The following is a 21,164-nucleotide window of genomic DNA, read 5'->3' as shown; positions in this document are numbered from 1 at the left end:
TCGCTATCCTGGCACCAGCCGGTCTCACTCCCATGCTCCCCCTCGTCGGCGCCGCGTTCGGCCTCGCACTCCTCTTCGTCGTGAGTGCGTACGCCATCGCCCGAATCGACGCCATCGACGGACGGCGGGCACTCCTCGTGGGTGTCGCCCTGCTGGCGGTCGGCGGTGCGCTCGCGGTGACGGTTCCCGCCGGCCCCGACGCCCCGGCGGCCGACGGCGGAGCGGAGGCGACGACGAACGCGAGCGAGCGACCGGCACCGGCCGTCGAACGGCAGGCGGCGGAGCCGCTGACGGCAGCGGCGAGCGCGAACGCGACGGCGACGACGGCCACCGTGGTGAGCGTTGCGTCCGGCGACCGGCTTACCTACCGGACAGCGTCCGGAACCAGCCGGACAGTTCGTCTCGCGGGCGTCGACGCGCCGGGTGTCGGCGGTGCCGCCCCCGAGCGGTTCGACGGCGTCGTGACTGGAAGCCGAGGGCGGACGTGTCTCGCCGACCACGGGCGGCAGGGGCTGCTATCGTTGCGGACGGGTCTCGTGGGTGAGTCGGTGACCGTCGCCGCCGTCGAACGGGGGCCGACCGGTCTCACCGCGGTTCTGCGCGCCGACGGGCGGTCGATCAACCGACGGGTCGTCGAGCGTGGCTACGCACGGGCCACCGATGGCCGATACGCCGACGCGGAGCGGGCCGCCCGGAGCGCGACGCGAGGCGTCTGGTCGTGTGGTGTCGTCACCAACGACCGGCCACTTCGGGAGTCGAACATCACGGGCGTCCGCATCGCCGCGGTGCGCCCGAACCCACCCGGCGACGACGCCGCCTCGCTGACCGAGGAGTACGTCGTCGTCGAGAACGCCGGCCGAACGACGGTCGACCTCTCGGACTGGCATCTCGTCGACGGGGACGGCCACCGGTATTTCTTCTTTGACGGCCGAGAACTCCGCCCGGGCGAGCGGGTGGTCCTCCACGTCGGCGCGGGGCGGAACCGCGAGGGCCACCTGTACTGGGGCGCGACGACCCCCGTTCTCGACAACGACAACGAGACGCTCCGACTCGTCGACGGCGACACTGACCGAGTTGTCAGATTCGCCTACTGAGCGAAGGGCAACGAGCGACGCTCTACGCAGTCACGAACGCCAAACCACTTTCCTTTTGTTCAACCCTGTTTGAGTTTTGTTTCTGCAATCGTCATCGTTATCATCGACCGACCGCAGGTGCGACCATGAGACGGATTACGATTTTAGCGGTCGCCAGTCTACTGTTGGTCGCGCCGGTGGTCCCTGGCGTCGCATCGAGCGTCGTCACGGGAAACCCGGAGCTGAGTTACAGCGTCGCTGACGATACGTTCCAGCCAAACGAGGAGGTGCAGCTCACCGTCGTCGCCACCAACGACGGGAACATCGAGGACGGGGGAGTCGGCCGCTTCGAGGATCAGGTCCAGACGGCACGGAGCGTCCGGATGGACGTTCAGGAAGGGCAAATAAACGCGCCGATAGACGTGAAGTCGGGCACGGTGACGACCGGAAGCATCGGCCCGGGCGGCGTCGCCGAGTTCGGCTTCAACCTAGAGATCGGAGACGCCGAACCGGGGACCTACACCGTTCCCGTCGACGTCACCTATCGTCACGCCCGCGCGGTGATCTACGAGGGGTCGACGTCGGCACCGAGCGAGACGGAGTACGTCTGGCTCAACAAGGAGCGGACGGTCGATCTGACGATCCGGATCGAGGAGACGTCGACATTCGACATCGTCTCCGAGGGGTCGAACGAACTGTTCGCTGGCGACACGGGCACGCTGGCGTTCGAGATCAAAAACACCGGAACACAGACCGCACGGAACGCGACGGTTCGGCTGGCCTCGCGAGCCTCGGGGCTTTACTTCGGGAGTCCAGCCAATCCGTCGCCGGAAAACGGCGTGTTCGTCGAGAGCCTAGAGCCGGGCGAGACGGAGAGCGTGTCGGTCCAGGTGGGCGCGCGAGACGACCTCTCGCCCGGGAACTACCCGGTCGACACCGTCGTCGCCTATCGTGACAGGAGCGACATCAGTCGAGAGTCGGACACGCTGACGGCCGGGGTGCAGGTCCGGCACAAACGCACCTTCGCGATGGAGGGATTGGAGACACAGAACTTCCGGGTTGACGAGTCCGAAGCGCGCATCACGGGGCGAGTCGTCAACACGGGACCGGGTGTCGCGCGGAACGTCGTCGTCAGGATGCGTGGACAGGGTGCCGCAGTGCCGACGAACGGCGAGGCGGCGGTCGGAACGCTTGAACCCGACGAGTCCGCGCCGGTGAACTTCACGGCGGCCATCCCCGACGAGGCCGAACCCGGTTCGAACTCCTTCGCCTTTGAGGTGGAGTACGAGAACGCCGACGGTGACGTGCGGACGGCGTCGAACCCGCTGCGAAAGACGCTGGTCATCGAGCCCGAACTCGACCGGTTCGAGGTGACGAACGTCGACACGTCGGTGACTCCCGGCGGGACGGCGCGCCTCAGCGCGGACGTGCGCTACGTCGGCGACGACCCGATTTCGGCGGTCAACGCCAAGCTGTTCACGAGCGATCCGCTTTCGACGTCCGACGACGGGGCCTTCCTCGGGACGATGCAGTCGGGTGACACGGCCACAGCTACGTTCCGGATCAGCGCAACGGGCGACGCTCTGCCCAAGCAGTACGACGCGTCGATTGAGGTGCGATACGACGAACCGGACGGCGACACCGAGTTCACCGACGGCATGTCCATCGGCGTTGGCGTCGAGGAGCCGTCCGGCGGCCCGCCGGTCCTCCCCATCGCCGCGGGCGTGATCCTGCTCGTCGTGATCGGCGGCGGCGTGTGGTACCGACGCCGATGATCGCAGTCGCGGCAGCGAGCGGTGACGACTGTCGGTCCCCGGAGGTGCGCTGAGATGCACGCGCTGCGGTCGGTGTTCCGTCGGATCGGGAAGGAGATCCAGGCCCACCCGGTCGCCACGCTCCTGATCGCGGCCGTGTTGCTGTTTGCCGCGCTCGGGGGGGCAGCACAGATCACGAGCGTCACGGGCGATCAGGCGTTCACCGGCGATAATCCGACGCTGAAGACGTTCAACGACGCGTTCGACCGGGGGTCGATCTCGGTCCTCCTCCGCGGCGAAACGACCGATCCGGCGACGCTCAGAGCCGTCGCCAGATTCGACGACCGGATGTCGAACGTGAACGACGTTGCCTACGTCGCGAGCCCGGCAGACCGGGTCAGAGCGGAGTACGGCCGTATCCCCGACTCGAAGGCGAAGATCGAACGCGTTCTCGGCGGACCCGACATCACGTTCGTGCGGGTCGTGTTCGAACCGGGACTGACACAGCCCGAGGAGCGACCCATCTACACGGAGGCACTGTCGGCCCAAGAGTGGGCACGCTTCCCCGCCGGCGTCGACGTGATCATCACCGGCTCCGCGGCCTTCTCGGCACAGCTGTCGGAGCTCATCGGCCAGAGCACGAACCAGTTGCTCGGTCTCGCGGTGGGGCTGATGATCGTCGCCCTCTTTTTCCTCTTCCGGGGCGTGCGACTGCGACTGCTCCCCATCGTCGCGGTGTTTACGGGGGTGATCTACACCTTCGGCGCTATCGGGTACGCGGGCGTCCCCAACTCGACGCTGACGAGTTCCGTGTTCCCCATCCTGATCGGTCTCGGCATCGACTACTCCGTGCAGTTCCACGAGCGCTACGAGGAGGAACTGGAATCGGCGCCGCCACGCGAGGCGCTGCCGCAGGCGCTGTCCGGTATCGGCCCGCCGGTGTTCATCGCGATGCTCGCCGCCGCCCTCGGGTTCGGGGCGACCTGGATCTCGACCATCGGATCGCCCGCGTTCGTCTGGTTTGCCCAGACATCGATCTTTGGAGTCCTGCTCACCTTCCTCGCGGGCATTCTGATCTTGCTCCCCATCCTGACGCTGTACGCGCGGTTCCGTCGGCGCGGCGTCGGCGAACTCGATCACCACGACTTCGACGCCGACAACGTGGCCGAGGAAGCTGACGACGGCGACGCTCCCGACGCCGGCGACGAGGAGCGAACGGATTCGGCAGACTCCGATCGGATCGGCGTCGTCGGCCGGACGCTCGGGCGTGGCTCCCGAGCGCTCGCCGCCAACCCAGGGATCGTCTTGCTCACCGCGTTGCTGTTGATGGGGGCGGGCTTTCAGGCGGGCCAGCAACTCGACACGCTCGCCGACACCGAGGAGTTCGTCCCACAGGACCTGCCGGCGTACGTCGATCTCCAGCAGTTCCGCTCCCAAACCGGCGGGGGGAGTGCCGTGCAGTACGACATCGTCGTCACCGGGAGTGATCTGACACACCCGGCGGTGTTACAGTGGATGCAACGCTTCGAACAGGTGGCCGACGACACGCCACTGGTCGAAGGGGTCGACTCGCCGGCGACACTCGTCGCGCAATATAACGGCGGCGAGATTCCGGAGACACAGGCAGCCGTCGAGGGGGTCCTCGCGGACGTACCCGAACGCGAGCGCGCCCAGTATTACAACGACGGTGTGGCTCACATCACGGTCATCGGTGCCCAGGATATGTCGACCGATCAGACGCTCTCGTTCATCTCGAACGTGGAGAAGTCGATCCGGTTCAGCAATCCGCCACCGGGTGTCGAGCCGACGCTTACGGGGACGGCAGTCGTCTCGCCGCCGTCGGTAGTCGAGCAGATCGAGAGCCGAAACGTGACGACGGGGCTTGGCGTCCTGTTCGTCTTCGGCCTCCTACTGGTGTACTACCGGAACCTCGTCAAGGCCGTCGCGCCGCTGGTGCCGATGCTGTTCGTCATCGGGTGGCAGAACCTCTATATGGCGGCGCTCAACATCCCCGTCTCGCCGCTGGGTGCCTCGCTCGGTGCCATGACTGTCGGCATCGGCGCGGAGTACACCATCATCGTGATGGAGCGGTACTACGAGGAGAAGGCCCAGGCGGGCGTGAGCAAACTCGACGCCGTCGAGACGGCCGCCACCCGCGTCGGCAAGGCAATCTCCGTCTCGGGGATGACGACCGTGTTCGGGTTCTCGGCGCTGACGCTCTCGCCGTTCCCGATCCTCGCGGACTTCGGCTACCTGACCGTCGGCGTCATCTTCCTGACGCTGTTGGCCGCGCTGGCGACGCTCCCGCCAACGCTGATCGTCCTCGACGGCCTCGCGGAACGGGTCTCGCCCCTGCTTAGCGGCCGACAGGGCGATCCCGAACCGCAGGGGAACGCCTAACTGGGCGGGTGTCGAATCACGGGGTATGCCTACGGCACCCGCGGATTCGGAGTACGGAACCACGCTCGTCCCGACGGTCACACCGTTCTCGAACGGGTCGGTCGACGCCGAGGCGGTGGCGGACCTCGCGTCGTTCACTCTCGAACACGGGGCCGATGGCCTCATCCCCTGTGGGACAACCGGCGAGTTCGCCAGCCTCTCGCTCGACGAGTACGAGACGGTCGTCTCCGCGAGTGTCGACGCCGCCGACGGAGCGCCGGTGCTCCCCGGTGCCGGCCACTCCAGTGTCGCCGGCACGCTCGAACGGATCGAGATTGCGGCCGACTGCGGCGCCGATGCCGTCCTCGTCGTCCTGCCGTACTTCCACGGGGAAAACGGGCCGGGGGGCAACGAGCGATTCATCCGTGCGGTTCTGGCCGAGACTGACCTCCCGCTGATCCTCTACAACATCCCCTCGTGTGTCGGCCAGTCTATCGACGCCGATCTGGTCGAGGCGGTGGCGGACCATCCCGACCTCGCAGGGATGAAAGACACCAGCGGTGACCTGACACACCTACTCGAGATCATCCGGCGGACGGGCGAGGACTTCCATCTGTTCCAGGGCTGGGACAGCCAACTCGTCCCCGCGGTGTCGATGGGGGCGACCGGCGGCATCAACGCGGTGTCGAACTACTTCCCCGGCGTGATGTCGGAGGCCATCGGCGCCGCGGCCGCGAACGACATCGACCGGGCGCGTGACCTCCAGTTGAACCACGTCGCCCCCCTGTTCAACATCTCGCTCGAATACGGCTTCGCGCCCACGACCAAGTCGGTACTCGTCGAACGCGGCGTTATCGACGACGATGCGGTGCGGCCGCCGCTGGTCGAACTGGACGCCGAACAGCGGGCCGCGGTGGCGGACGTCGTCGACGCGACGCTCGGTATCGCCGCCGAGTAGCGCCACGAGGCTTATCCTTCCGCCCGTCGAACGTGACGTGTGAGCCAGACGACGATCCAAATCGACCCACACGTCCACTCGTCGGCTTCCTACGACGGTCACGACCCCGTCGAGTTGCTACTGGAGCAGGCGGCCGAAATTGGGTTGGACGGTATCGTCGTCACCGATCACGACGTGATCCACGAGTCGGTGCGGGCGGCCGAACTCGCTCCGGAGTACGGTCTGCTGGGCATTCCTGGCGTGGAGGTGTCGACGTCGGTGGGGCATCTGCTGGCTATCGGCGTCTCGGAGATGCCACCCCGGCGCGCACCGCTCGACGAGACGGTCGCGTGGGTCCGGGATCACGGCGGCCTCGCGGTCGTTCCCCACCCGTTCCAGCGCTCGCGTCACGGGATCCCACGGCGCCACCTCGTCGACTGTGACGCCGTCGAGGTGTTCAACTCGTGGCTGTTCACCGGCTTCCGGAACCGGCGGGCACGGCGGTTCGCGGCGGAGAACGGCTACCCGGCGCTCGCCGCTAGCGACGCCCACTCGGTGCCACACGTCGGGCGGGCGTACACGGAACTCGTCATCGAGGGAGTCGATCCGGCCGCCCTCGACGGGGAGTCGGTGTTGACGGCCGTCCGCGAGGGGGCGACCCGAATGTGCGGCCGCCGACAGCCGATCCACACCTCGGCGCGTCACTACGCGGTGGGCACGGCACGAAAGAGCGGCTACTACGCGAAAGTCGGCGCACTCAGGGGACGGGCGGCGGCGAAAGCGAGTGCGATCCGCGGTGCCCAACTGTTGGCCGAACTTCCCGGTCGTTGACCGGGCGACCGACGTTTTTTGTAGCGGTGTGCCAACATTCGACCATGGCGAACAGAACCCGCGCCCTCCTGTCACGAATCGCACGGTCGTACGTGCTGTTCGTGGTGGTGGGCGTCGTCGTGGGACTCGCGCTGGCCCCCGTCGCGTGGAACGCCACGTCCTCGGAGGGGACAGTCGCAGTCGTCCCCGTCGCGGGCACCATCGACGGATCGACCTCCGCGTCGGTCACGGCGATGCTCCGGCAGGCCCGCAACGACCCCGACGTGAAAGCAGTCGTGTTGCTCGTAAACAGCGGGGGTGGTGGCGCCGCCGCGAGCGAGGAGTTATACCTGCAATCGAAGCGGACGGCCGCCGAGATGCCGCTCGTGACCAGCGTCGACGCCGCGGCAGCCTCGGGTGCGTACTACACGATCGCGCCGAGTGACCGGATCTACACCAAGCCGGCGTCGACTGTCGGGAGCGTGGGGGTGTTGGCGACGGCCCCACAGGAACTCGAACCGACGGATCTCGTCGCCACCACGGGACCGAACAAGCTGACCGGCGGCGACGGGCGCGAGTTCAACTACCTCCTCGAATCCTTGGGGAACGCCTTCATCGGCGCCGTGTTCGAACAGCGCGGCGAGCAGTTGGAACTCACCCGAACCGAGGTCGAACAGGCGCGCATCTACAGTGGGACACAGGCGGTCCGTAACGGCCTCGCCGACTCCATCGGCGGCCGGCAGGCCGCGGTCGAATACGCGGCCGACGAGGCTGGCCTCAACAACTACGACGTGCGCGTTATGCGCCCGGACGGCACCGCACGATTCCTCTCGCGGTCGAACTATGTCGCGTCGACCGCACCGAACAAGGAGATGGTCTCGGCACGGTATCTCTACGGCGAGGACCCGTCAGGCCCGACCTTCCTGATGGTTCCAGCGATGTATCTCGACACGTCGAACGACGACGCAGCATCCCCGACCCCACGGACGAGTGACACGGGGCCAGGCGTGACCGACAACCGGACGGCGGCGCCGGAACCGACGCCGACACCGGTGGCCGCGGCGGTTTCGGGAGGCACGCATGTGGTGGCGTGAGGCGGGCAAGCGGCTAGTCGTGCTGATCCTGACGGTGGCCGTCGTAGTGGCCGTCGCCAGCGTGGGACCGATGCTCCTCTCGTCGGACGACGGCGGGGAAGAGGCGTTCCAGAACCCCGAGTACGCGCCCGACCGCGTCGCGCCCGACCCGCTCTCGGCGACGGGAACGGTCGACCCGTCGGGTGTCGAAGCCACGACGAACGGGACGGTCCTCATCGACCGCGGGCACGCCAATCGGTTCTCGCGGGCGGACATCGAGCCGCTCGTGGACGCGCTGGTCCGACAGGGATTCACCGTCGAGTTCTACACCGACGGCGACCTGGGGGGCCGCCTCGCGGACGCCGACGTCTTCCTCGTGATCGATCCGGGATCGGAGTATCTCCCGGGTGACGTCGACGACGTACGGCAGTTCACCGGGAACGGCGGCCACCTGGTGATGATGGGCGAACCGGACCGGACCGCGATCAGTAGCGGGCTGCTCGGCACCTCGATCCAGACGCAGGAGAGCCGACTCACGGCGCTCGCCTCGGCGTACGGGATGAGCGTCGACACGCAGTACCTCTACAATCAGGAACACGCCGACGGCACCTTCAAACATCTCGTCGCACGGCCGACAGGACAGGGTGGACTCGACGGCGTCGAGCAGGCGACGATGTACACGGCGGCGGCGGTCACCACACAGCGAGGGACGGTCCTCCTGCGGAGCGCGCCGAACACCCACAAGTCCGGGAGCGATCAGGTGACCGGCGAGTACCCGGTCGCGGTGCGCACCCAGAACACGGTGTTGCTCGGCGACAAAACGTTCCTGCGAGGTGATCGGTTCAACGTCGCTGACAACGAGGTGTTCATCGCGTACCTCGTGGAGTTCATGCTCCAGGGCGACCACCAGCCGAGCGAGACGCAGGACACCGATCGAACGTCGGCCGGGACGCCGACCCCCACGCCGGCCGACGGTGACAGGGACTGATCGCTCGCGCGGTCAGCAACGTTATCCCGCCGGGCCGCCAGGGAATAGTATGAGCAATCCCACTGCGACGCTGGAGACGACACACGGAGACATCACGGTCGAACTGTTCGCCGAGCGGGCGCCGCGAACGGTCGAGAACTTCCTCGCACTGGCGGAGGGCGCCGACGACTCAGACGCGCCGGTCGAACCCGGGACTGGTGCCTGGGAGGACCCCGAAACGGGCGACACGCGAACCGACCCGCTCTACAGCGACGTGCCCTTCCACCGGATCATCTCCGGGTTCATGCTCCAGTGTGGCGACCCCACCGGTACCGGCCGCGGCGGTCCGGGCTATACCTTCGACGACGAGTTCCACGACGAACTCCGTCACGACGGGGCGGGCGTCCTCTCGATGGCGAACCGCGGTCCCGACACCAACGGCTCGCAGTTTTTCATCACGCTGGACGCTCAGCCCCACCTCGACGGCGATCACGCCGTCTTCGGTGAGGTCGTCGACGGGATGGACGTCGTCGAGGAAATCGGCGGCGTGCGGACGGACCCGAACGACCAGCCGACCGAAGACGTGCGCCTGACGTCCGTGGATGTGGAGCGCTGAGCGACCGACGACGACGGTGACCGCGCGGTCGGTCGACCTGCGTCGGGAGCCGGGACCGTGACCCCGACGGTCGAAACGTCCCGGGAGTCGTTTCACGCGGCGGCGACGACGGGGGCGCGCGTCCCCGTCGAGGTCACCCTCGACGCCGACCCCTTCGAGGCCTACCGCCGGGCACGGGGAGCGGCGCCGTCGGTGTTTTTCGAGACCGGCGGCGGGCAACCGGGCTGGGGATACTTCGGCGTCGAACCGGACGCGGTCCACGAGGTCGGCGGCGACGACGACGGGTCGCTGGCGGCCATCAGGGAACTGGTCGCCTCGGCGTCGCTGGCGCGTGGGGAGTGTGCGGTGCCCTACCCCGGCGGCTTCTTCGGCTGGCTCTCCTACGACGTCGCCCGGGAAATCGAGACGCTGCCGGCGTCGACCGCCGACGACCGGGGGCTGCCGCGCCTCCAACTGGCCCGGTACACCTGCCTGGCGGCGTGGCGGGCTGGCGAGTCGACCCTGCGTATCGTGGCGACACCCCGGGTCGACGACGACCCCGATGCCGCCTACGAGGCAGGGGTGGACCGTGCACTCGACCTCGCGGCGGCGGCACGGACGGGTGACCCGTCGGTGGCGACGCCGCCGGCGACGGGGCCGGTCACGTTCGAGAGCTCCTGTGAGCGGGGGGCCTACGGTGACCGGGTGCGGCAGGTCAAGGAGTATATCCGCGACGGCGACACGTTTCAGGCGAACGTCTCTCATCGCTTGACGGCGCCGGCGGCGGTCCAACCGGTCGAGGCCTTCGCCGCGCTCAGGGAGGTGAACCCGGCGCCGTACTCGGGGCTGATCGAGTTCCCGGGTGTCGACCTGGTGAGCGCGAGCCCCGAACTCCTGCTGGAGCGAGTGGGCGACCGCATCGAGACCGAACCTATCGCCGGCACCCGCCCCCGGGGCGAGGACGCGGCGGCGGACCGCCGGCTACGGGCCGCCCTCCAAGACGACGAGAAAGAGCGAGCGGAACACGCGATGCTGGTCGACCTCGAACGCAACGACCTGGGGAAGGTGAGCGAGTACGGATCGGTTACGGTCGACGAGTACCGGCGGATCGACCGCTACGCCGAGGTGTTCCACCTGGTCTCGACGGTCTCGGGGCGCCTCCGCGCGGGCCACGACCTCGGCGACGCGGTCGGCGCCGTGTTCCCCGGCGGGACGATCACGGGCGCCCCCAAACCGCGGACGATGGAGATCATCGACGAGGTGGAGCGCCACCGTCGCGGGCCGTATACGGGCAGCATGGCGGCGATTGGCTTCGACGGTCGGGCGACGCTGAACATCATCATCCGGACGCTGGTCCGCCACGACGACGAGTACCACCTTCGGGTCGGGGGCGGTGTCGTCCACGACTCGGTACCCGACCGAGAGTACGAGGAGACGCTGGCGAAAGCGCGGGCGCTGATCACCGCCGTCGACACCGCCCTCGGCGACGACGCGGAGATGGACGTGGAGGTGAGCGCCGGGTGACGCGGGTGTTGGTCGTCGACAACTACGACTCCTTCGCGTACAATCTCGTCCAGTACGTCGGCGAGGCGGCGGACGAGGTGATCGTCCGCCGGAACGACGCGGTCGACCTCGCGGGGATCGAAGGGATCGACCCGGACGCCATCGTCGTCTCGCCGGGACCGGGCACACCCGAGTCGGCGGGCGTGTCGATGCCGATATTCGCCGACCTCGACTATCCCACGCTCGGGGTCTGTCTGGGCCACCAGGCGCTGTGTGCGGTCCACGGAGCCGACGTCCGCCACGCCCCGGCGGTGGTCCACGGTAAGCGCTCGACCGTCCACCACGACGGAGCGGGGGTGTTCGCCGGCCTCCCCGAGCGGATCGAGGTGGGTCGGTACCACTCGCTGTCGGTCGATCCCGACGACGTGCCGGCGATCCTGGAGCGGACGGCCCGGACCGACGACGAGGACGGCGTCGTGATGGGCGTCCGCCACCGGTCGAAACCCCACGTGGGCGTCCAGTTCCACCCGGAGAGTATCCTGACCGACGACGGTAAGCAACTCGTCCGCAATTTCCTGAACCGATGCAGTACCACGTGAACGGTCGGCTGGTGCCCGCCGCGGAGGCGACGGTCCGCGTCGACGACCGCGGATTCCGCTACGGCGACGCCGGCTTCGAGACCTGTCGGGCCTACGGTGGGACGGTCTTCGAGTGGGACGCCCACCGTGACCGACTCGTCGACACCTGCGAGACACTGGGGATGGGCGGGGCCGTCCCGACGGACCTCCGGGAGCGGGTCGCGGCGACACTCGACACAAACGACCTCGACGACGCCTACGTCCGCGTCTCGGTCACGCGCGGTGTTCAGACCGGAAAGCTCACCCCCGACCCCGAGGTGGAGCCGACGGTGGTGGTGGTCGTCAAGCCACTGCCCCGAGGGGGCGTCGACGGGCGGCCGGTGTGGGACGGGCCGGCGTCGGTGCGGACGGTCGACCGCCGCCGGATCCCGGAGGCGTCGATGCCCGCGGCCGCCAAGACCCACAACTACCTCGATGGCGTACTAGCCCGACTGGAACTGCGCGGGACCGACGCCGACGAGGCCCTCGTCTGCGACGTCGAGGGCTTTCTCGCCGAAGGGGCGACGAGCAACGTCTTTTTGATGACCGACGGCGTCCTCAAGACGCCCGCCCTCGCGGGACCGATCCTGCCCGGCGTGACCCGGCGGGTCGTCCTCGACGTCGCGGCGAATCTGGACGTGCCGGTCGAGACGGGGCGATACGGCGTCGACGCGGTCAGGGAGGCCGACGAGGCGTTCCTGACGAACACGACGTGGGAGGTCCGACCCGTGGCGACCGTCGACGGCCGGGCGGTCGGCGGCGGACCGGTGACCGACCGCCTTGCCACGGCGTTCGACCGCCGGATCGAGCGGGATTACTACCAGACTGAGTGAGATGGCGTCGCCCCGGAGAGGATTTGACAGTCCGATTATTATTGTCTGACGATGGTTTATGATCGACGGGGTCCGTATCGGAACCATGGACGTAGACCCCATGAACACAGAACGAGCCGACAGGGACCGAACGGTCGAGGCCGAGGAGTCAGAGGCAACCGCCACCGTCGTCGATACGGATGCCGACGACACGGCAGACGCCGGCGACACGGCGGACGCCAGCGCCACGGAGGATGCATCCGACGCGGCGGACGACGCCCCCGACGCGGAGCCACTGACGATAACGCTGCCCGACGGAAGTGAGAGCATCTCGGAGGCAATTCTCTCACACCGACGGATGCTGACGACCCCGTCCGAACACGGGTTGGTATCGGCCGAGGATGGCGAAGAGATACTCGATACGGTCGAAGCGTTGTCGGCGGCGGTCCCCGATGACTTGGACGAGGAGTTGACGGCGCTCGAACACTCCGTCGAGGGGATGGTCGACCGGATGGACCGCCAGGAGCAGCGGATCGAGGAGTTGCAGGGAACCGTCGAGTCGCTGGCGGAAATCCTCGGTACGTCGGTCGAGTTCGACCACAGCGACACAGAGGAGTAAGGTACCGAAAGCCACTTGCGGCGGTGCGGGGAACGGGCACCCGGGCGAGGGTGGCCGAGCCAGGCCAAAGGCGGCGGGCTTAAGACCCGCTCTCGAAGGAGTTCGGGGGTTCGAATCCCCTCCCTCGCACAGTTTCCGAACGAACGAGGAGCGGTGTCTCTCGGGAAACGACGCGACGTAGGTCTGATCGTCTCCAGCGGACGAGCAGTGACTCGGTGGTATCGTACGAAAGCGAAAAGCGACGTACGGGGAAAGAGGGGTCCGTACGATCGCTTGCCGCCCTGAATTGGTCCCCGCTGACGCTTCGGCCCTCCAGACGAAGCGTCACCTAAACAAAGCGGTGGAAGGGACTTAAGCGTGCCGCCGGCGGCAGGGTGTGCGGGATGCCGAAAGCGCACATCCGCGACACGAGGAGCTTTTTGCCGCTCACGCCCTCCCTCGGGACATGACTGAGGCATCCCGGGCAGAGCGGGCGTTTCGCGACCACGCGGACTTCGAGCGTGTCGACGAGGGACGGTTCGAGGTGACGACGACTGCCTTCGATGCGGTGGTGGCGGCACGCGAGGTCGACGGCCGGATCGAGTACGACCTGACGATCAGAGCGCCGTCACTCTCGGCAGCCGTCGAAGGCGACGTGGCGGCAGTCGTCGAGGAGGGGTGGCTGGAGACGTTCGAACTTCGGGTGGCCGACGCCGACGGCGTCCTCAAGAAGGACCACAACCTCGACCCGACGGTGCGCCTGACCGAGGAAGCGGTGATCGTCGAGACGACGTTTACCGACATCAACGAACGGCGGGGCGTCGACGACGCTGCCGCGGTCGTCAACTACGTCGAGGGCACCTACGTCCAAGGGATCATCCCAGGATACGACTACACGGGGACGGCGGCACAACTGATCGACCGGGCACGGGGACAGTAGAAGCGACAGGACAAAGCCGGTCGAGCCCCCACGTCCGGCATGGCGACGCTTCTGGATTTCGCCCTGATGGGGGGCGTCTTCGTGGGGAACACCCTCATCGCGGCGGTCATGACCCGCTTTTTCCGCATCCAGCTCCACACCCAGTGGGGAACGGTCGTGTACACCGCCCTGCTGGTGCCGGTCGTCCTCACGATCACGACCATCGTCACGTTCAGCCTCGGCGTCGGCGTCAACCTCGGGAGCGCGGGAGCCGTCATCGGCCTGATGATCGGTCTCCCGACGATTCTCGGAGCGACCATCGACGTACTGTACGTCCCCGCGCCCGAGGAGTACGAACTCCCCGACACGACGGGCTAGTCGACCAGGCGGTCGACGGCGGCCGTCACGTCGTCGCGGACGGTCGCCTGCGGCCGGTCGGCGTCGATACGGATGAACCGGTCGGGGTCCGCATCGAGCAGTCGCTCGTAGCCCTCCCGGACCCGTCGAAGGTGGGCGACCCGTTCGAACTTGTTCGTCCGGCCGCTGCGCTCGGCGGCCGTCTCGGGGTCGACGTCGAGATAGAGCGTCGCGTCCGGCGGACGGGAGATTGGGTCGTGGATCGAACGCACGTACGCGAAGGGGTCGGGGATCGAGGCGTCGGCGAGCGTCGCCGCCTGGTAGGCGACCCGCGAATCCGAGTAGCGGTCGGAGACGACGAGCGATCCCTCGGCGAGGGCGGGCCGAATCACCCGAGAGAGGTGATCGGCGTGATCGGCCATATAGAGGAAGAGTTCGGCCAGTGGGTCGGCGTCGTCGTCGTCGATAGAGCGGGCGACGGCCTCACCGTACCACGAGTTGGTGGGTTCGCGCGTGAACACCGCGTCGGGGTAGTGGTCGCGGAGCGCCCGCCAGGCCGTCGTCTTGCCGCTCCCGTCGAGTCCCTCTAGCGTGATGAGCATATCTGTGCTACCGGAGCGAGGCGGATTAACGGTCGGGGTCCGCCCCGGAGACCGCCGATAGTGTTTTCCTTCTGGTAGGTCCGGAGGGAGCGGGAAGCCGCGTCGTGGGAACGGTTCACAGCGCGTTAGCTTTAGGTCGGTTCGTGGATATGTACAGGCCATGAAGATTCTTGTAACCGGCGGAACCGGGTTCGTGGGGCGACACCTGTGTCGTGAGTTGAAGTCCCGCGGCCACTCGGTGACCGCGCTCGCACGCCGGCCGAGCGCCGGCGAGCTACCCGGCGGCGTCGAGAAGGCCATGGGGGACGTCACCGCGTACGACTCGCTAGTCGAACCGATGGAGGGGAAAGACGTCGTCGTCAATCTGGTCGCCCTCTCGCCGCTGTTCAAGCCCTCCGGTGGCGACGAGATGCACGACCGCGTCCACCGCAAGGGGACCGAGAACGTCGTGCGTGCGGCCGAGGAGACGGGCGTCGAGAAGATCCTGCAGATGAGCGCGCTCGGCGCCGATCCGGACGGAGCGACGGCGTATATCCGCGCCAAGGGTGCCGCGGAGGAAATCGTCAAGTCGTCGTCGCTTCGCTACGTCATCTTCCGACCGTCGGTGATCTTCGGCGATGGCGGAGAGTTCGTCCCCTTCACAAAGAAACTCGCACCGCCGTATCTCACCCCGCTGCCGGGTGGCGGGAAGACCGGCTTCCAGCCGATCTGGATCGGGGACCTGACGCCCATCCTCGCGGACGGGATCGAGGACGACGCCTACGACGGTGGGGTCTACGAGATTGGCGGCCCGGAGCGACTCACGCTGGCCGAGGTCGCGCAGACGGTCCACGGGAGCGAGGGGCGACCGTCGACGGTGGTCCCCGTCCCGATGGCACTCGCCAAGATCGGCCTGTCGACGCTCGGATCGCTCCCCGGCGCGCCGATGGGTGCTGATCAGTACCGGTCGCTCCAGTTCGACAACACCACCGACCACAACGACGTGGAGGCGTTCGACGTCAGCGAGGGCGACCTGCGGACTCTCGGCGATTACCTCGCGGAGCGCTGACGGACGTCCGCCGTCCGTCAGACACAGCGTGATCGGCCGTTATCGCCACGCCGTCGGCGGATTAGCGGCCGAATTCGGGGCTTGAGGATTGGGTCCGCCCACAAGGTTTATGTTCGTTTTACGCCTGAAATCTTCTTAATGAAGAGGGGTCTGAAACGATGAAACTGGCCATGATCGGTTTCGGGCAGGCCGGCGGCAAGATCGTCGATAAGTTCCTCGAGTACGATCAGCGGACGGGGAGCGAGATCGTGCGCGCGGCGGTCGCCGTCAACACGGCAAAGGCCGACCTGATGGGGCTTGAACATATCCCCCAAGACCAGCGCGTGCTCATCGGCCAGTCTCGTGTGAAGGGACACGGCGTGGGCGCGGACAACGAACTCGGCGCGGAGATCGCCGAGGAGGACATCGGCGAGGTGCAGGGCGCCATCGACGGCATCCCGGTCCACGAGGTGGACGCCTTCCTCGTCGTCGCCGGTCTCGGTGGCGGGACCGGGAGCGGCGGCGCGCCGGTCCTCGCGAAACACCTCAAGCGCATCTACACCGAACCCGTCTACGGACTCGGTATCCTGCCCGGAAGCGACGAGGGAGGGATCTACACGCTCAACGCCGCGCGCTCCTTCCAGACGCTCGTCAACGAGGTTGACAACCTCCTCGTGTTCGACAACGACGCCTGGCGGAAGACCGGCGAGTCCGTCCAGAGCGGGTACGACGAGATCAACGACGAAATCGTCCGCCGGTTCGGCATTCTGTTCGGCGCGGGCGAGGTCAAACAGGGCCAGGAGGTCGCCGAATCCGTCGTCGACAGCTCCGAGATCATCAACACGCTCTCGGGCGGCGGCGTCTCGACGGTCGGCTACGCCTCCGAGACGATCGAGCGCAAGCAAAACAGCGGTGGACTGCTCTCGAAGCTCACCGGCAACGACGAGTCCATCGAAGACCAACTCGACTCGGCGAACACCACCAATCGCATCACGAGTCTCGTCCGCAAGGCAGCACTCGGCCGCCTGACCCTCCCCTGTGAGATCGACGGGACGGAGCGTGCCCTCCTCGTAATGGCCGGCCCCTCGGCGTATCTCAACCGGAAAGGTATCGAGCGCGGGCGGAAGTGGCTCGAAGAGCAGACCGGCAGCATGGAAGTCCGCGGCGGCGACTACCCCGTCAACGACAGCGACTTCGTCGCGTCGGCTATCCTACTCTCCGGCGTCACGAACGTCCCCCGCATCAAGGAACTCCAGCAGGTCGCTATCGAGGCTCAAGACAATATCAGCGAGATCCGCGAAGAGAGCGAAGCCAATCTCCAGAATCTAGTTGAAGATGACGAGGACGAACTCGAATCGCTCTTCTAGGGTCGTTCTCGCCACGCTCGTCGTTCTGCTCGCCGCGACCGTTCCGGCGGCAGCAGTCTCCGTCACTGGCGAGGACGTTCCCGAGGAGGCACAGGTCGGCTCACAGGTATCGGCAACCGTCACGCTCGACGAACTGTACCAGAACCCCGAGAGCGAGCGGTGGCAGCTGTCGGGATCGACGGAACTGACTGACGTGTCGTGGACGGTCGTGTACTACGACCAGACCGGCTCGCAGGTCGACTTGGTCGAGCGCACCGGCCAGTCGTTCTCCGGGGTCGAAATCGCCGCTGAAACCGGAACGGCCGAAGTCGAGGTGCGCGTCACCGGCACCGTCCCCGAAGTCGGGTCGTACAGCTACGATCCGGCCCAGCGGTTCCGGATGATGGAGGTGACCCGCGGCCAAGCGGGCGGCGCCAGCAACACGGTCGATAGCTGGGAGGCCCACCACTACACCGAGCGGAGCGCGTCGGCCCGGACGGCCATCGACGAGGCAGGGGCCGCCATCGAGACGGCGCGGTCGAACGGCGCGAACCCCACGGACGCCCAGGCTAACTACGAGGACGCCGTCGCCGCGTACGAGGACGGCAGTTTCGACGTGGCGACCAACCTCGCAAACCGGGCGACCGAACAGGCGAGCCAGGCCCAGCAGTCCCGGCAGACCCAGCAGTTGATCATCTACGCCGTCGGGGGACTGCTCGTGGTCGGCCTGCTGGTCGGTGGTGTCGTCTACTGGCGCTCCCAGCAGGGCCCCGAGGACCCGCTCGGCTGAATGCGATTTCTCGTCCCGTTCGAAGCGACGCGACCCAAGACGCGGCTAAACCCGGTGCTCGACGCCGCGGAACGCGCCGCCTTCGCGCGGGCCATGCTTCGTGATGTCCTCGCTGCGCTCCGCGCGGCGGGTCACGATCCGACGGTTGTCGCGACACAGGCGGTCGACGAGGGGGACGTTCCGGTCGCCGTCGACGACCGCCCGCTCTCGGCCGCGGTGAACGCCCGACTCGGCGGCACCGATCCGGTCGGCATTCTGGTCGCCGACTTGGGACTGGTGACGCCGGCGGCGGTGGGGTCGTTGGTCGATGCCAGCGACGAGGGTGGCGTGGCCGTCGCCCCCGGACGCGGCGGTGGGACGAACGGACTGGTCGTCTCCCATCCCGACTTCCGGGTCGACTTCCACGGCGTCTCCGTACGCGATCACCTAGCCGCCGCGCGGGCGGTAGGCGCCGAAACGTGGGTCGTCGACTCGATGCGACTGTCGACCGACGTCGACGAGCCGGCGGATCTGGTCGAGGTGTTGCTCCACGGTGAAGGGGAGGCGGCGGCGTGGCTCCGGGACGCGGGGTTCGCACTCGACATCGGCGAAGGACGAGTCGGAATCGACCGAACGGTGTGAGAGCCGATCAGGACTGCTTCCAGTCGGGCTCAGAGCGGGGTGGCGAGAGGACGCCGATCCCGACGGCGGGTTCGTCGCCGCGGTTCTCGGCGCCGTGAAGTTCGTCGCCGGTGAAGAGATACGAGTCGCCCGGACGGAGGAGCACCTCCTCGTCCTCGGTAATCGCGGTAAGCGTCCCTTGGATCATGTAGCCGATCTGTTCGTTCTCGTGGCGATGGACGGGAAGCGTCGCGCCCGGTTCGACCCGCCAGTGTTTCATCGACGCGCGCTCCCCCGACGCAAGATCCGCGAGGAACACGCCGTCGGCGACCTCCTCGCCGTCGGCCGTCTCGTCGCTAATGCGCCTCATTGACTCACTACCACGAGATACGAACGGTTACTAATAAAGGTTCCTGAGGAACTTTTATACTATTACGGTTGTACCCTGAATGTATGCCAGGCGACGACACGATCAGGGTGTTCCACCTGCCGTTCTCGTTCATGCTCCCTCAGCGCGTCGCGGCCGACCGCGGCTACTTCGCGGACGAGGGACTCGACGTCGAGTTGATCGAGCGAGACCGAACCTGTGTGACGAACAAGTACATCCCCGCCGAGGAGACGCTCACCGGCGACAACGACGTCGACCTCTATCCCATCTGCAAGTGGGAGAGCCTCAAGCGGACCTGGGAGTTCGACGACGGTCGGATCGTCGCCAAGGGCACCTTCGCCGACCAGCCCTACGCCGTGTTCGTCCGCCCCGACTCCGATATCGAGACGCCGTCGGATCTTGCGAACACGGCCGTCGGTGTCAACCGCCGGACGGGCCAGGAGTACACCGCGATCCGGGCGCTCGAAGAGCACATGGACGAAGACGAGGTGGTGATCGAGGGCCATGGGATGCCGACCGACCGCCTGCGTGCGCTCCGCGACGGCGACGTGGCCGCCGTCACCCTGCTCGATCCCCACATCACCCTCGCCGAACACCTCGGCTTCGAGAAGATCCTCGAGTTCGAGAACCACATGGGCGTCGTCGGTGCCGACGGTCTGGAAGGCGAGACGCTCGATGCGTTCATGCGCGCGTACCGTCGGGCGGTCGAGACGATCAACGCCGACTCGTCGGCCTACCGCGACCAGTATCTCGATATGCTCTGGAAGGACAGTGAGGTCGCGCCGGACCTCTTCAAGGAGATAGACACCGAGGCCGTTCGCGAGGACATCGAGGTGCCGGAGTACGAGATGCCGGAACTCGCCGACCGTGAGGACCTCGATTACCACCTCTCGTGGATGAAACAGCGCCAGTTGATCGACGACGACGCCGATATCGACGCCATCGTCTCCCCGCTCCGGTGAGTCGTCGCCACATCGACAGCCAGCGGGCGGCGTTCGACGAACACCACGACGGCCCGGGGGAGCTGCCGACGATGCGCGCCCGGTTCGAACACAACGGCAGCCCCCGGTATCTCCTCTATACGATCAAGCGATTCGACCTCGACCACGACCACGGCTTCCACCTCGACGTCGAACTGGCGTCCGACGACCTCGAAAGCGGGATCGAGACGATCCGAGACCGACTGGACGGCGGCGAGACCGATCTGGTCGACACCGACTTCATTTCCGTGGCCCGAGAGCGGGCGGCGGGCGCGAACGTCGTCGCCGTCCACCCCTACGGGCGAACCGTGGGCGGCCTGGTCGCCCCTGAGGGGACCGACATCGAGGGACTGACGGATCTGTCGGGGCGTCGGATCGGCGTCACGCGCCGGCTAGACAAAAACTGGATTCTGACGCGGGCGGCCTGCCGCGAGTACCACGGCTTCGACCCCGCGGAGACGGTCACCCTCGTCGAAGCCGGATCGCGGGACGGACTCACGCGGCTGATCCGCGAGGGGGAGGTCGACGCCGGCTTCCAGTTCTGGCCGCTCGTCCCCGAACTCACCCGAACGGGACCGTACACGGAGGTCCTGTCGGTGTCGGAGCTAGTCCAGCGACTCTCCGGAACCGACCGGAAGCTCCCGATGGCGACTTTCGTCACCGGCGAATCGTATCTGGCGGCACACCGGGAGGCGGTGCGGGCGTTTGGGGCGGCCGCCCGCGACGCCGTCGACCACCTCGTCGACGACGACGACCTCTGGACGGAAATCGGCAACCGGCTGATGGACGACGATCCGACGGTCGTGCGGGCGGTCCGCGACGGCTGGCGCGGGATGGTCGTCCGAGACTGGGACCGAGACAGCGTCGACGGAATGTGTCACCTGTTCGATCACCTGCGGTCCGTCGCCGGCACGGACGCACTCGGAGTCGCAGAGATTCCCGAGGGTACCTTTCGGCCCGATCCCTGACTTCGGGCCGTGAGCGTGCCGGGTGGGCCGGAACGGAAGTACCTTTCCGAGGAAAGTTTATCAAGATAC

At 67.3% G+C, this 21,164-nt stretch carries 22 protein-coding genes and 1 tRNA gene; 21 read left to right on the top strand and 2 right to left on the bottom strand.

From position 1 onward, the window contains the following. Positions 1–32 precede the first annotated feature (32 nt). The 15 genes from NO878_RS15255 (at position 33) to NO878_RS15185 (ending at position 14,415) form a co-directional block, all read left to right on the top strand. Positions 33–1,094: a lamin tail domain-containing protein gene (locus tag NO878_RS15255; protein ID WP_256406829.1), complete on the top strand. Its 1,062-nt coding sequence runs from the start codon at positions 33–35 to the stop codon at positions 1,092–1,094. A gap of 125 nt (positions 1,095–1,219) precedes the next feature. Then, positions 1,220–2,848, top strand: coding sequence for a COG1361 S-layer family protein (locus tag NO878_RS15250; RefSeq protein ID WP_256406828.1), 1,629 nt, complete (start codon positions 1,220–1,222; stop codon positions 2,846–2,848). Positions 2,849–2,902: 54 nt separating this feature from the next. Beyond that, positions 2,903–5,227, top strand: coding sequence for an efflux RND transporter permease subunit (locus NO878_RS15245; protein WP_256406827.1), 2,325 nt, complete (start codon positions 2,903–2,905; stop codon positions 5,225–5,227). Between the two features lie 25 nt (positions 5,228–5,252). Beyond that, entirely contained in the window at positions 5,253–6,164 is a 912-nt protein-coding gene (locus NO878_RS15240) for a dihydrodipicolinate synthase family protein (protein ID WP_256406826.1), read from the top strand. Between the two features lie 39 nt (positions 6,165–6,203). Beyond that, the gene (locus NO878_RS15235; protein WP_256406825.1) at positions 6,204–6,974 is read left to right on the top strand and encodes a CehA/McbA family metallohydrolase; all 771 of its coding nucleotides are present in this window, start codon (positions 6,204–6,206) and stop codon (positions 6,972–6,974) included. A 44-nt stretch (positions 6,975–7,018) separates the two neighbouring features. Beyond that, a complete protein-coding gene (locus NO878_RS15230; protein ID WP_256406824.1) occupies positions 7,019–8,047 on the top strand; it encodes a S49 family peptidase in 1,029 nt (342 codons plus the stop codon). Continuing rightward, entirely contained in the window at positions 8,034–9,014 is a 981-nt protein-coding gene (locus NO878_RS15225) for a motility-associated ABC transporter substrate-binding family protein (RefSeq protein WP_256406823.1), read from the top strand. The genes NO878_RS15230 and NO878_RS15225 overlap by 14 nt, the downstream gene beginning before the upstream one ends. A 49-nt stretch (positions 9,015–9,063) precedes the next feature. Next, the gene (locus NO878_RS15220; protein WP_256406822.1) at positions 9,064–9,609 is read left to right on the top strand and encodes a peptidylprolyl isomerase; all 546 of its coding nucleotides are present in this window, start codon (positions 9,064–9,066) and stop codon (positions 9,607–9,609) included. 57 nt (positions 9,610–9,666) lie between these two features. Further along, complete coding sequence (gene pabB / locus NO878_RS15215; RefSeq protein WP_256406821.1) at positions 9,667–11,112, top strand: aminodeoxychorismate synthase, component I; 1,446 nt, start codon at positions 9,667–9,669, stop codon at positions 11,110–11,112. After that, complete coding sequence (locus NO878_RS15210; RefSeq protein WP_256406820.1) at positions 11,109–11,690, top strand: anthranilate synthase component II; 582 nt, start codon at positions 11,109–11,111, stop codon at positions 11,688–11,690. Before pabB ends, NO878_RS15210 begins: the two co-directional genes overlap by 4 nt. Next, the gene (locus NO878_RS15205; protein ID WP_256406819.1) at positions 11,675–12,541 is read left to right on the top strand and encodes an aminotransferase class IV; all 867 of its coding nucleotides are present in this window, start codon (positions 11,675–11,677) and stop codon (positions 12,539–12,541) included. Before NO878_RS15210 ends, NO878_RS15205 begins: the two co-directional genes overlap by 16 nt. Positions 12,542–12,626: 85 nt before the next feature. Further along, positions 12,627–13,139 carry a hypothetical protein gene (locus NO878_RS15200; protein WP_256406818.1) on the top strand — a complete coding sequence of 171 codons (513 nt, stop codon included), beginning with the start codon at positions 12,627–12,629 and terminating at the stop codon, positions 13,137–13,139. Between the two features lie 44 nt (positions 13,140–13,183). Next, positions 13,184–13,268, top strand: a tRNA-Leu gene (locus NO878_RS15195). A gap of 316 nt (positions 13,269–13,584) precedes the next feature. Further along, on the top strand, positions 13,585–14,058 hold the full coding sequence (locus tag NO878_RS15190) for a DUF5813 family protein (RefSeq protein WP_256406817.1): 474 nt from the start codon (positions 13,585–13,587) through the stop codon (positions 14,056–14,058). Positions 14,059–14,097: 39 nt separating this feature from the next. Then, positions 14,098–14,415 (top strand): DUF7991 family protein, encoded by a 318-nt coding sequence (locus tag NO878_RS15185; protein ID WP_256406816.1) that lies wholly within the window; start codon positions 14,098–14,100, stop codon positions 14,413–14,415. Here NO878_RS15185 and tmk read toward each other — a convergent pair. Next, complete coding sequence (tmk, locus tag NO878_RS15180) at positions 14,412–14,996, bottom strand: dTMP kinase (RefSeq protein ID WP_256406815.1); 585 nt, start codon at positions 14,994–14,996, stop codon at positions 14,412–14,414. The two genes, NO878_RS15185 and tmk, sit on opposite strands and share 4 nt — an antisense overlap. A 160-nt stretch (positions 14,997–15,156) precedes the next feature. Between tmk and NO878_RS15175 the strand changes: the two genes are divergently transcribed. The 4 genes from NO878_RS15175 (at position 15,157) to cofC (ending at position 18,780) form a co-directional block, all read left to right on the top strand. Beyond that, positions 15,157–16,044: a complex I NDUFA9 subunit family protein gene (locus NO878_RS15175; protein ID WP_256406814.1), complete on the top strand. Its 888-nt coding sequence runs from the start codon at positions 15,157–15,159 to the stop codon at positions 16,042–16,044. Between the two features lie 158 nt (positions 16,045–16,202). Beyond that, a complete protein-coding gene (locus tag NO878_RS15170; RefSeq protein WP_256406813.1) occupies positions 16,203–17,390 on the top strand; it encodes a tubulin/FtsZ family protein in 1,188 nt (395 codons plus the stop codon). Then, positions 17,359–18,159 carry a hypothetical protein gene (locus NO878_RS15165; RefSeq protein WP_256406812.1) on the top strand — a complete coding sequence of 267 codons (801 nt, stop codon included), beginning with the start codon at positions 17,359–17,361 and terminating at the stop codon, positions 18,157–18,159. The genes NO878_RS15170 and NO878_RS15165 overlap by 32 nt, the downstream gene beginning before the upstream one ends. Then, a complete protein-coding gene (gene cofC / locus NO878_RS15160) occupies positions 18,160–18,780 on the top strand; it encodes a 2-phospho-L-lactate guanylyltransferase (RefSeq protein ID WP_256406811.1) in 621 nt (206 codons plus the stop codon). A gap of 7 nt (positions 18,781–18,787) precedes the next feature. On the opposite strand, the gene NO878_RS15155 is transcribed toward cofC, so the two are convergent. After that, a complete protein-coding gene (locus tag NO878_RS15155) occupies positions 18,788–19,129 on the bottom strand; it encodes a cupin domain-containing protein (protein WP_256406810.1) in 342 nt (113 codons plus the stop codon). 83 nt (positions 19,130–19,212) lie between these two features. Between NO878_RS15155 and NO878_RS15150 the strand changes: the two genes are divergently transcribed. Continuing rightward, complete coding sequence (locus NO878_RS15150; RefSeq protein WP_256406809.1) at positions 19,213–20,109, top strand: ABC transporter substrate-binding protein; 897 nt, start codon at positions 19,213–19,215, stop codon at positions 20,107–20,109. Then, positions 20,106–21,095, top strand: coding sequence for an ABC transporter substrate-binding protein (locus NO878_RS15145; protein ID WP_256406808.1), 990 nt, complete (start codon positions 20,106–20,108; stop codon positions 21,093–21,095). Before NO878_RS15150 ends, NO878_RS15145 begins: the two co-directional genes overlap by 4 nt. Positions 21,096–21,164 lie beyond the last annotated feature (69 nt).

It is taken from the genome of Haloplanus ruber, assembly GCF_024494725.1.
GTDB classification, from domain to species: Archaea; Halobacteriota; Halobacteria; order Halobacteriales; family Haloferacaceae; genus Haloplanus; species Haloplanus ruber.
The sequence above is the reverse complement of the archived record's forward strand: the minus strand, read 5'-3'. Positions and strand labels throughout refer to the sequence as shown.